The organism is Aurantimonas sp. E1-2-R+4 (genome assembly GCF_036549515.1).
Lineage (GTDB): Bacteria > Pseudomonadota > Alphaproteobacteria > Rhizobiales > Rhizobiaceae > Aurantimonas > Aurantimonas coralicida_A.
This window is the reverse complement of sequence record NZ_JAZHLK010000074.1, coordinates 1-12005: the sequence shown is the minus strand read 5'-3', so window position 1 is coordinate 12005 and position 12005 is coordinate 1. Positions and strand designations below refer to the sequence as shown.

Here is a 12005-nt window from a genome sequence, read left to right as displayed (position 1 = left end):
CTGGCGGCGCATTCACACCCGCTACGATCGTTGCGCCCACACCTTCTTCTCGGCCATCTGCATCGCAGCCGCCGTCATCTTCTGGCTCTGATCAATGAGTCCTGAGCCTAGGTCTACGGGTTGTCGGGGGCGTATTGTAGTTGGTCGATATTCTGATCTACTTCTCGCTTCGAAGATGGCTCGCCAAGGGAATGCCACCGTTCTAATCTAACGTAAGTTTTGGGATGACCGGTCATCGAGCTTGGAACGAATGAAGATTGAGGTGGACGTAGCAATTCTTGGAAATAGCGTCGCGGCCAACAGTCTGGCGATCGCGTTGGCCAGAACCGGAACCGAAACGGTTGTTTTGGGAACGCCCCGCAGAAACCTTTCATACGGTGAACATTTGAAGCCGGGTGTGACGGCGATCGCATCGTCCATCGGTCTCGATTTCGCTTCTTTGAAAGGCAGCCGGATCACGCATGGCAACCTTTCGCTGTGGGGAACGCCGGAGCCGGTTGCGGTATCGTATCTCGGCTATCCGGAAGGCTCCGGGCACAACTTGGACCGAGATGTCTTCGACAAATCTCTGCGCACTGCGGCGAATCGATTTGGTTCGCTACGGATCGATGGGTTCAAGATCCTTGTTGCGCGCGTTGACAAAGAGCAGACTGTATTGACTGGGACACTCAATAAGTGCGCGTTGCAGGTGACGGCTAAACTAGCTGTGGACGCAAGTGGCCGTTCAGCGGCGCTTGGTCGCCGGTTGGGTGCTCGGGTGATCGCGCACGACCGGCTACTCGCACTCGGGGCAATTGGCCCCGCGACACGGGAATGCGATACGCGTTTAGCGCTCGAAGCAGCGCCGGATGGCTGGTGGTATGCCGTGCCGATAGCGGAAGACCGCGTCATTGCCGTTTTCCTGACTGATTCCGATCTCTTGCCAGCCGGTATGGCTAAGAGGTGTGCACTCTGGAAGGATGAACTGAAACGCACACGTCTGATCGCCTCGCGAATGAGCCAAGGCGCTGGTGAAACGTATCTGCACCAAGCGGACAGCCGGAGCCTATGGCTCACCCCGCAAGGCGCGCGTGGATGGATCGCCATCGGCGATGCGGCTATGGCCTTCGACCCGATCTCCGGTTCGGGCATAACCAAGGCGATGGCCGATGCGGGGGAAACCGCCGAAGCGATTGCTTGCCAACTCGCGGGAGATGGCGGCCCCATGGCACGGCTCCTTGCGCGACGCCGATCGCGCTTTGAGTCCTATCTCGCCGAGCGCGCCGCCATCTATCGCGCCGCGACGCCGCCGGAGCGAGGCGAATTCTGGTCGCGACGGCTCACGCACACTCAACCTTGATCCGGATCGGCGAGGTAGTTTTGGGGGAAACGCGCATGCGCGTAGAAATTGCGATGCGCCTCGTCGATCCAACCGGCCTCCCGAGCCTGCGTATCGGCCGCCGTCATCGGCGCGAAACCGGCTCTTGCGCCATGCTGTTCTGCGAGCGCGGCAAGCTCGGCCACAGTATGCGGGAGTGTCTCGACATAGAGGAATTTCGGCAGTTCGGGCAAAGCGCCATCTTTTGGTCCGGGCCATCGTTCGATGACACCGAGACGGGCGAAATGCGTGACCATTTTATTCATTTCATCCAACTCCGACGCCCCACCCAGCGGGTAGTACCAGGTCCGCCGGCTGTGATAGGCGGCGCGGCGTGTTTCCACCGGCAGGGAGTCGTCGACGACCTTGTCGTAATCCTCCCTGGTTAACACCGTGTTCGGGACACGCGCCGGCCAGAAGGTCGGCAGAAATGGATCGGGGCTCGGCAGATAGCCCGAGCGGCAGCCTGCGGTATCTACCTGCCAGGGAATGGCCATCCAGCGCGTCAGGTCGCCTGGCCCCTGGGCATGGAGCGGTCCGTCAGGCCCGATCGCCCGTTCGGCGGTTAGTTCATCGCCATAGTCGGGCTCGGGCATTCCGGGCGCACGGCGCCGGATCCGGTAGGGGCCATCGAACAGGCTCAGATGACGGATCGGCCATGTAACCTCGCAGCCGGGGTGGAAAGCGTCAGCCAAACAGAAATGCATGGCAGCGCGATCCAGCATCTCCGGTTGTCCTGCGAGCGGGACTTCGCCGATAGAGGCATAGGTTGGAGGCGGGTTGTCCCAGTCGGCGTCGAAATCACCCGCGACCCATTTGTCGAGCCAACCATCTGCCGTCTTCCAGATCGACAGGAAATTGTTCGGTTCCTTCGGCGCGAAGGTGCCGAAGGCATCGCCATAGATCGCCGGCCATGCCTGCGCCGACAATTCGCCCATCTGGCGAAACGTGTTGGCGAAGGCGCGGCGCAACTGGACATGGATGTCGCCGGGCTGGTGGACGCGGCAAAGCTTGTCGATCAGGGTCGGATCGGTGAAGTCGAGCGGCCCGCCCGCGCCGAAAAGGGCGCAGAAGCCCTTGTTGACCCACTGCAGTCCGCTTAGGCGCTCAAGAAGAGGATAGATGTGCGTGGTAAACGAGACGCGGGCGGAATTGTCGATCCAGCCGGCCTCGATGTAGAGGTCCCGAAGAAGGTCGTCGATCGTGCGCCAACCGATGATGTCGGACGCATAATTCGGCGGCGTGGTGACGACCCATGCGCCTTCGCAGGGAATGTCGGTTCCGTCGATCCGCACAGTCGCCTCCACCGGCCCGTCGGCGACATCGTCATACCAACCTGTCGAATTAGCAAACCATTCGTTTCCTGGCCCGTTGTTAATTGGAAGGCCCGTCGGCGCGCCGGAGCGGCCCTTGCCGCTCAGAACCCTGAGCCGGCCCGCGCCGTCCGTCTTCAACTGGGCGAGCATCACCTCCGTCTGTGTATTCTCATAGCGGAAGACGCCGTTACATCGAATCTCGGGCTGCGCGCCCTTGTCGGCGCCGGAGATCGCGACCGCCCCGGGATCGATGCGCAGATCGCTTCGTTTGGCCGGATCGTAGTCGGGATTGCGCCGGATCAGTTTCTGGCCTTTGGCCTCGGGAATGTCGAGGGCGGCGCGGAAAATATACCAGGCCGCTTTCGACGACGCGACATGGACGGACCACTCGATGTCGGCATTGTCGAGCGTCAATTCGGCCACGACCTCGCCATCGGCGTCATAGCCATAGATGCGGAATTCAGCCGCCTCACGCAACAGCGCCCCGTCCTTGTCATGCATGGAGCCGGCCGGGCGGCGCGGCGGCGTGGTCACCTGCGGGGAAACGACGCTTTGCCCCGAATTGCCGATCCGGGCGACCCCAATGCCGGGACGGATAGATGCGCGAACGATTGTGCCAGCCATGGAATTCCTCACGGTTCGCTTTCGGAAACGCCGTTTGTGCTGCGGCGCAGATGCGCCGACGCGGCATAGACCGTCCGGCGCGCGCGGGCGATGGAGCCCGCGGGTTCGTGCGCGGCGGTCACGCGCCAGATGTTGAAGGCGCGGTTTTCGCCATATTCGGCCGTGTCGCCGGACAGGATGTCCTGCGGCGGCAGGACGAGATCGGCCAGCGGCAGGAAGGGGCTTTCCTCTTCCAGCCGACGAACCGTTGCTTCATCCAGCGGCATGGTCGCGGGATTGGTGCGGCGCTGAACGGACAGAACGAAGCGCGCGTCATCGGTTTTCAGGCGTTTAGCGAGATCGGCCGCGAGGTAGTTGGGATCGGGAGGCTGCGAGGACGGTGGCTCAAGCAAGAGCTCCGGTTGAAGCGAGAATTTCGCATGATCGTCCGCGCCGAAGGCGGCAGGCAGAATGGTCCAGTAGCGCGCGGAAAGTATGCTTGCTTCCGGCTTGGCCATGTCGTCCAGCACGGCGGCGGTTTTGGGGTGGGCGGCCGGCCAGTCGACTATCGTGCCGTCGATGACGGATGCGCGGGTGAACGCACACATGTCGCTCGCGGTATCGACGAAAAAGACGTCATGGTTTTGGAAGATCATGTCGAACGTGCCGGCGCCGTCATCGCCGAGCAGTTTTTCGCCGGGTACGCCGAACAGTTTCATGCCCACGCCGATGGTCGTCCGCCATCCGTGTCTGTCCGGCAGGGTGTCGGAGGAAAAGCGCAACCAAACCGGCCAGCGCGCGCCGCGGAAATGCCCTGGCGCAGATGCGGCGCCGCGTCGGGCCGGATAACAAGTGCGCCGTGTGCCACGCCATGGGTTTTCAAGAAGACCGGCCTGAGCGCCGGGCTTTGCCCCGCATCGATCCGCTGCTTTTGCACAATGTCCACAAACATCGTCTTCAGACCGGCGTCGCTGTCGGCCTGACAGTCAACGGGACCGGCCCCGGAGGAAGGCGAGGGCGAATGGCTTTTAAGCATAAATTCCTCCCGCGCCAGCCATCCCGAAAGATAGCAGCGTGTTTTTACAGTAATTATCGAAATCATAGATTCAGGGTACACTTTTTGCAAATTGTATATTATGAATTTCATGTATCCAGAGTAGCGCGGAGGTGTGTGCGATGAATGATGAGCATGGCATGTCGCGAGATGCGGTGTCTTCTCCTCCCGACCATATGTATGCGAGCACCCCGGTTCGCCGGCCGCGGGAAATCAGTTTCGCGGGTCCGGGGCCCCAGGGCATCGCAATTCAGGCCATCGAGGTCTGCCAGTCGATCCAGGCGCTCGACAATTCCGTGACGCTTCTGGCTGGCAAGGCAACGCTTGTGAGGGTCTATCTCGATCAGTCGAGCGTCGCCCAGAGCACACGGCTGCGTGGGGAGCTTGTCCTGCGCGAGCAGGAAAACGGCGCTGCCCGGTATCTGCCGGCGATGAACGAATTGAAGCTTGACCCGGGCGACGGGAGTTCGCTCGACGACAAGCGCGAGAACTTGTCTTCCAGCCTGAATTTGCTGCTGCCTCAGGAAGCCATTGGTCCCGGTCAGCTTTATATCGAGGTCAATCGGTTGACCCAGACGGGCGGCGACGATCAACCTATGACTGGCGACAAGGCAGTGTCGGTGACCATTCTTGCCGCTCCTCCACTGCGGGTCCGCTGCATCGGTCTACGCTATGTCGATACAGCAACCGGGCAGACACATACGCCGGCAGCCGTCCATTTTGCGCATATGCGGTCGTATCTTGAAAGGGCTTATCCGGCGCCATTCGTGGTCTGGTCACATATTGTCGTCGACGCCGATTTCTCGGCGCCCTTCAGTGCGGATACCGTCATCACCGCCAATATGCAGGTCGCGGCGATCCGCAGTTCGGAAGTCAATGCCGGACTGGACCCGCGAACGCATTATTTCGGCCTCGTGGATGATGGCAATGGAACCAATTTCATGCGCGGGCGGGCGATGGGCATACCCGAGACGCCGCAACCCGATATCGTCGCCTCGGGGCCATGCGGCATTCCGAACGGATTTGCCGGCGATACCGACCTTTCATATGCGGATTGGTACAGCGCCCATGAACTCGGCCATACTTTCGGCCGCTATCATCCGGGCTATCCCACCGGCGAGCAGGACGCCTCGGACGCCGCCTTCCCCTATGACAACGGACAATTGACGAGTGCGGACAGGAAATATGTCGGCTATGATCTCGGTGATGCCCAGCTCGGGCTGCCGGTTCAGGCACTGCCCGGCATCGGGCATCATGACGTGATGACCTATGCGCCCCGACAATGGCTGTCCGCTTATACATTCGAGGCGATCCGGACCCGTCTCGCCGCGGAAGACGCACAATTCGCGCCGCTTGTAAGCTAGCCGGCTGCGATAACGCCGCCGTAGAAAGGAAGCTGTCATGTCGTCTGTCGATGAAAGTGCATTTGCCCATGTGATCGCTTCGGTCGACCTCGACGAAGCGCAGGGCAAGATTCGTTATGTTCTGCCCTCCCACATGAAAACCGCCTCTGTCGCGCCCTCGACGGACGGGCCGGGCATGGATGACGTGACGCTGGTTCTCAAAGACGCTGACGGCGGGGAGATCGGCCGGGTTCGGCCGGAACTTCGTTTTGAATCCTGCGACGACCGCGACGCGCACCGTCGGGCGATAATCCAGCAGGATGTCGAAGTTTCCTCGGCCTTGTCGTCGATCGACCTTCTGTATCGCGGTGAGACGCTCGATAGTTTCAGGCCGGATTTGGCGCCTTCCGCCGGTGCGCAGGCGCTGGAGGGGATGACGCTCGGACCGCCTCAGCCGGGCTCGGAACATCGCCGCACGCTCGAGGCGGCCGGCGTCGAGGCGCGTAAAGGAGTGACCTACATGGTCCAGGCAAAGCCCGACAATGTGAACCAGTGGCAAACGATATCGGTCGGCCAGCCGACGCCCAAGGTCTCGATAGACAAGAACCAGTTTCCCGGCGCGCGTTCCGTTGAAGTGCGCTTGGTTCAGAACGCCGGATTCACGACGCAGACCGTCAGCGAGAGCGTAGTCAAGCTGGACTGAAGCTGCCAGGCGTCTGACGGGCGATTGGACAGAGCGCGCGGCAATTGACGTGAAGCGTTGCCGGGAACGCGGTGGGATCGTGCCACATGGTATCACACTTCTGGCCCTGGCTATCGACATCACGGATGCTGCTTTCCTTAGCGGTAGCGTCGGGACTTTCGGTCGCTGCAATCGAGATAATCGACGACCGCTACGATATGGCGCCACAGTTCGAATCCCTGCGCAAAGAATTGGAGGGCATGGGCGTTGATAGCGCAACCGATTCCGACAGCGGTCGCCTGCTTCGATTTGTGGAAGGCATTGATCCTCAGGCGCGGGTCTTTCTGGATACCGAAATCGCCACCGAACTGAACGATCCTTTCGGATTGCTTCTTGTGACTGTGGCCAATGATGCGCCTGGCAGTGTCGAGGAGGTCCTCGACCTCATCGGCCCGCCGGATGCTCAATCGAGTGCGCTGCCGGATCAGACCGTCTTCATCGTCCACGAGTCCGGCCAGATATTACTCAGCGAGGCGCCCGATCTGAAGCGGCGCCCGCGCGCGGTCATCCTGCGGCGCGATGCGATGGCTCGGCAGGCGGTATTCATCGCCCCTTCGATGCGGGATGCGGGCACGCTGGAGGTGATGGGCTGGGACACCACCAAGCAGGCGTTCAACTTTTACGAGCGTGGCCTCGATCCGGGCCAGCGGCCGGTATGGCAGTGGAAGGGGGACAGCAGCCACGCCTGGCAAGCCGAAACCCGTTCCCATGCCTGTTTCCGTTGCCACCGCAATGGCGAAGTCAACATGAAGGAACTGAGGGTTCCCTGGCAGAACTGGCATTCCCAGACGTCGTCGATAAAGCCGGAATCAATTGCTCCCGACTCGCCGCTGCGCACCAGTCCGATCTACGCGATACGGCCGGAAAACCGCTTTCTGCGTGGCGGGGACGAACTCGAAAGGATCATCAACCAGTGGATACGGCGGACCAATGCGACCAAACTGGCGTCCTACCGGAACGGCCGTATCGGCATCGAAACGCTTCTAGAGCCGTTTTTCCGCACCACCACGTTGACGCTGACGACGTCAACCGAGCAGAGCCAGAGCGTCGGAGGCTTGCCGATCGGCCTGCCGGTATCGTTTTTCATAGATCAGCGCGGGCTTCTCGACACGGGCGAGCTTTTCTGCCCGAGCATGCTGACATTTGCCGACGATATCCGCCTGCCGCGCGCCGAATACCGCAGCTATCTGCAGATGTTCGGGTTTCGCCTCGAGCAATTCGACCCCGCTTCGGGAAGCCCGTCCTATTCGGAAAGTCCGGGCGATACGCATTTCGCATTTCCGGCTTCCGAGGTTCCGCGCGTCGACTACGACATGATTTCGCAGATGGTGTCTGCCGGCATAGTTTCGCGCAGGATGGCCGCCAATCTCATGCTGATAGACTACCCGAACCCGGTGTACTCGCCGGTGCGAGGGGCGCTCTACACGATGTTGCGGGACAAACCGCTCACCGCGGTCCCGGGCGATCAACTGGATAACGCACTTGTCGCCTTCTTCGGGCAGGTCGTGCACGATCCCGCAGCGCCCGACGAGGTCATATCGGCGGCGAGCGCGGCCCTTGAACGATGGGAGTTGCCCCAGGATCAATGGGAGACACGGGCCTGCGAGCTCATCGATTCCTATCTCGGTCACGTAGCGGCTAAAGCCGCTGCCGGCGATGCTGGTTCCTTCTTCAAATTGCTCGCTTCGCGCTACGCGGCGCTGCGGGCTTCCGACCATTTTACGCTGGTCGAAAGCCAACTGCTTTTTCCCAACACCGATCCGTTTTCCGGCCTTGTCCTGCGCGCAAGCGGCGATGTGGAGCCTACCCCCCTGATCGGCAACTGAAATGAGAGGATTGCGGACATGAACATGATTGAAGCGCCCGGCGGACTGACCGACTTCACGGAAGATCAGGCCAAGGATTGGAGCGACCTTATTTCCAGATTTATCGACCGGAATATCAGTGATTACGGCCTTACGCAGTTTTTCAATCCGACAAAGACAGAGATCGGGGGCGACGCTGCGGAGAAAAAGATCGACTGGTCGGCGTTTCCCAAGGTTGTGGAGATAGCCAGCGGCGGCAGCGATGTCCTGCGCTGGAGCACCGCCGACGGCAATCGGCTCCTACGCCAGGACGAGTATTGCGAGTGGCATGTCACACGCAATGATGCCGGCAAGATCGAAAAGGTGGAGTTCACTTCGGAGGGACCGGAGTACTGGAGTTTTCTCTTCGATCAGGATCCGGAAAAGGTGTTGGCGCATTACCATAAATATGTCGATCCATCCGTTGTCATCGCAGATGTTGTTGACGGGAATGGCGCTTATAATCCGTCCAACCGCTGGAATGATCCCAAACGCGGCGGCAAGCTCGCCCATCTCGGCCATGTGAACAACACGCTTGGCGCTTTCGTGAATATCGGCGCGCGTTCCACAATTATCAGGCAGCGGCCGGACGGCACAATCATGACCGGAGAAACGGAACTGATCGACTGCGGACTCTATGGGGGGCGCGACCGGCACAGCGACCCGCACATCGGCGGCGAAGTCAACGCGCTGGCGCGTGTGGGAGCAAATATCACCATGGCCAATCCGGTCGGATTGTCGATGGACGGGCTGTTTCCGCTCAATTGGGAGGTGCCGGATGGTTCCGATCCGCGCGACTTCTGGCATGTCGATCGAGGGATCGTAGCACACCAGATGCGCACGCGATACGAGGTCCCTGCCGACCGCGGCTTTGTCGTGGGAGATATCAAGATCAACGGACGGGAAATTCAGTTCGGCGCCCAGATTACAGATTTCATCCGGGTTAAACTGGTTGGGATTGCGCATGAATTCGGCAAGCATCTCGCCGCGCCGCGCGCATGCGAGGACGTTGCGGGCATGATGAGGGCCGGGGGCCCCGCACCGCTTCCCGCGGGATCCACCGTTCCGGCAAGCGAGAGAATGCTTTCAATGCTGTCTGCTGCGACGCGATGATCTCCGTGCAAAATCCCGCGGGCAGCTGTTGGCCAGGATTGTCCAAGTAACCATCAATCGGTTGGAGAATTTACATGAGCGATATTCGCAAGCGCCAGAATGTTTTCAACCTGCGCGAGGACTGGGCGGAGCCGATTTTGTGGTATGCGCGCGGCGTTAAGGCGATGAAGGCACGCAAACTGGAGGAGCCGACCAGTTGGAACTTCTACGCCGCGATACACGGCATATCGCGCCCGCTTTGGAACTTTTATGAAGCGACAACTGCTTCCGATGCGGATCCCGGTCCCGCTGACAGGTCCACCTATCTCGACCAGTGCCAACACCAGAGCTGGTATTTCCCGCCTTGGCACCGCGGTTATCTGTTGGCGCTGGAGAATATGATCCGTCACGAAATCGAGCTGCTGAACGGACCACATGAGAACTGGGCATTGCCCTACTGGAACTACTTCGCCGCCGGCCAGAACAGGCTGCCTCCGGCATTCAGCTCTAAGGTTTGGCCGGATGGGGCCGATGACAATCCGCTTTTCGTCTTGCAGCGCTGGGGTGACCTTGCCGGGAACGCTTCATATGACATCACCCAGGATACAAATCTTGACTCGATGGCAGAGCCTGGTTTTTTCGGGCCCGGCGGCGGGACTACCGCCGGTTTCGGTGGGCCCCTCACGGGCTTCAACTGGAACAGCGGCACCAACGGCGCCCTTGAGGCCAATCCGCACAATGTAATCCACACTCTGGTCGGCGGCGATCATCCGACAGCGACCTTTCAAGATGGGACTCCCTTGCCGGGGCTCATGTCAACGCCGGGATGCGCTGCGCTTGATCCCATCTTCTATCTTCACCATTGCAACATCGATCGGTTGTGGGAGAGCTGGAACAATTTCTTTCCAGACGGGAAGGTCACTTCCGACCCGACAGACTGGAAGAACCCCACAATCGACCTGTGGTTGACGGGGCCAAGTAAGGTTGGGCAACGCAGTTTTGCAATGCCAAATCCCGACAAGACCAAATGGACCTACAGTCCCGAGCAGATGCAGGAGATTTCGGGGTTGAGTTATGAATACGACGACCTGTCGCCCGGCGCGCAAATTCCGTTCGTGACGGTGGCGGAACGGATGAATAAACTCGGCATAACCGCCGCCGGCGCGGCCCCGGCTGGAGCGACGAGTATGACAATACAAGACAAGTCGGAAATGCTTGGCGCTAGTTCCGAAGGCATGCGTGTCGTTGGAAGCGACGCCATGGAGAGGTTGGTGTCGATGGACAAGGCGGTACGAGCCAAGGTGTCCGAGAACCTGTCCGGTCTGGCGATTTCGCCAAAAGCGCCAGATCGGGTGTTCCTCAACCTCGAGAATGTGACGGGTGCATCCGATACTGCCATGTTCCGCGTCTATGTCGGCCTCCCGGAAGGCGCAGACCCGAATGAGATCCCGGACTATCTTGCCGGCACGGTCTCGCTCTTCGGAGTCTCTCAAGCCAGCGATCCGCAGGGAGAGCATGCCGGCAACGGCATCACATACACGCTGGAGATCACCAAGATTGTCGACAAGCTGCATTTGGAGGGCAATTTCGATGTCGGCGAACTTGCGGTGAAGATAGTTCCGCGAAAAACGATTTCCGAGACGTCGAAAATCCATATCGGGCGGATCAGCATCTATCGGCAGTACGAATGAGCGCGATGGGGTCAGCCACATCGGCGGCACGCGAGCGGGGTCATGTTCTCATGGCGCTTTCGATCACCGCCGGTTTGGCATGGGTCATCCTTGCGCTGGGCAGCGGCAGCGTTGCGATCCCCACGATCTGCACCGCCGCGCTGCTTTGGTCCGTTCCATCCGCGGACGCATTTATCTATGTCCTTGCAGTCGTGTCCCCGCTAAAGCTTGCCATCGGATGGGCCGTCATGGTCGTCGCCATGATGCTGCCGACGCTGTATGACCCTCTGCTATATCTGCGCGAGCGTAGCTTCCGGCGTCTGCGCCCATGGTCCCAAATGCTGTTCATCGGCGGCTATGTTAGCGTTTGGATGGCGGCGGGCGCGGCCTTTATAGGTGTCGCGCTGACGATGCGCCTGTCTTCGTCCGTCTCGTTCTTGCCGCTTATTTTGGCATCGACGGCCGCGCTGATCTGGCAGGCCTCTCCCTGGAAGCAGCATGCCCTCAACAAGTGCCATCGTCGACCGAGCCTTGCGGCCTTCGCTCCTGCCGTCTTTGTGGATGCGACGTTGCTCGGTGTTCGGAACGGCCTGTGGTGCGTTGCGAGTTGTTGGGGGCTGATGATGGTCGCAATGTCCGTTCCTGCCTTTCATGTCGCGACGATGATATTCGTGGCATTCATTGTCTGGGCCGAACGGCTGGAGCCGTCTCGCCAACCTGCTTGGCAATTATGCGTACCGCTCAAGATGATGCGACTGATCGCGTGGTTCGCAACCAATCCATGAAGAGCACGGGAACACTGCTGGAGGTTCACGAACCTTTGGCTTCCGAGTGACGTCGCGTATCTTGTGTCCGCTCAATGGCAGCTTATCTCGACTTTGGCCATTCACGCCGGGTAGCACGCGGCGGCAGTGATGCGTTCAAAGAAGCTGCGAGGAATTTCGAGGGGGTCCCGGTGATCCCGGGACGTTTCAAAAGTCTCTG

At 60.2% G+C, this 12005-nt stretch carries 9 protein-coding genes and 1 pseudogene; 8 read left to right on the top strand and 2 right to left on the bottom strand.

All coding sequences use genetic code 11. From position 1 onward, the window contains the following. Both VQ045_RS20325 and VQ045_RS20320 read left to right on the top strand, forming a co-directional pair. Nucleotides 1–91: pseudogene (locus VQ045_RS20325) on the top strand (IS5/IS1182 family transposase); the annotation flags it as partial. Between the two features lie 159 nt (nucleotides 92–250). Then, complete coding sequence (locus VQ045_RS20320) at nucleotides 251–1339, top strand: FAD-dependent monooxygenase (RefSeq protein WP_331831411.1); 1089 nt, start codon at nucleotides 251–253, stop codon at nucleotides 1337–1339. On the opposite strand, the gene VQ045_RS20315 is transcribed toward VQ045_RS20320, so the two are convergent. Together VQ045_RS20315 and VQ045_RS20310 are read right to left on the bottom strand one after the other, a co-directional pair. After that, the gene (locus VQ045_RS20315) at nucleotides 1330–3297 is read right to left on the bottom strand and encodes a LodA/GoxA family CTQ-dependent oxidase (RefSeq protein WP_331831410.1); all 1968 of its coding nucleotides are present in this window, start codon (nucleotides 3295–3297) and stop codon (nucleotides 1330–1332) included. The two genes, VQ045_RS20320 and VQ045_RS20315, sit on opposite strands and share 10 nt — an antisense overlap. An 8-nt stretch (nucleotides 3298–3305) precedes the next feature. Further along, nucleotides 3306–3995 carry a hypothetical protein gene (locus VQ045_RS20310; RefSeq protein ID WP_331831409.1) on the bottom strand — a complete coding sequence of 230 codons (690 nt, stop codon included), beginning with the start codon at nucleotides 3993–3995 and terminating at the stop codon, nucleotides 3306–3308. Nucleotides 3996–4452: 457 nt separating this feature from the next. Here VQ045_RS20310 and VQ045_RS20305 point away from each other — a divergent pair, with 457 nt between their 5' ends. The 6 genes from VQ045_RS20305 to VQ045_RS20280 all read left to right on the top strand — a co-directional run bounded on the left by VQ045_RS20305 (nucleotide 4453) and on the right by VQ045_RS20280 (nucleotide 11806). Then, complete coding sequence (locus VQ045_RS20305; protein WP_331831408.1) at nucleotides 4453–5694, top strand: hypothetical protein; 1242 nt, start codon at nucleotides 4453–4455, stop codon at nucleotides 5692–5694. 175 nt (nucleotides 5695–5869) lie between these two features. Further along, entirely contained in the window at nucleotides 5870–6376 is a 507-nt protein-coding gene (locus VQ045_RS20300) for a hypothetical protein (RefSeq protein WP_331831407.1), read from the top strand. A gap of 86 nt (nucleotides 6377–6462) precedes the next feature. Beyond that, nucleotides 6463–8241, top strand: a complete 1779-nt coding sequence (locus VQ045_RS20295) for a hypothetical protein (RefSeq protein ID WP_331831406.1) — start codon at nucleotides 6463–6465, stop codon at nucleotides 8239–8241. A gap of 18 nt (nucleotides 8242–8259) precedes the next feature. Next, nucleotides 8260–9372, top strand: a complete 1113-nt coding sequence (locus tag VQ045_RS20290; RefSeq protein ID WP_331831405.1) for a hypothetical protein — start codon at nucleotides 8260–8262, stop codon at nucleotides 9370–9372. A gap of 74 nt (nucleotides 9373–9446) precedes the next feature. Further along, complete coding sequence (locus VQ045_RS20285) at nucleotides 9447–11042, top strand: tyrosinase family protein (RefSeq protein ID WP_331831404.1); 1596 nt, start codon at nucleotides 9447–9449, stop codon at nucleotides 11040–11042. Nucleotides 11043–11092: 50 nt separating this feature from the next. Continuing rightward, nucleotides 11093–11806 (top strand): copper chaperone, encoded by a 714-nt coding sequence (locus VQ045_RS20280; RefSeq protein WP_331831403.1) that lies wholly within the window; start codon nucleotides 11093–11095, stop codon nucleotides 11804–11806. The last annotated feature ends 199 nt before the right edge of the window (nucleotides 11807–12005 follow it).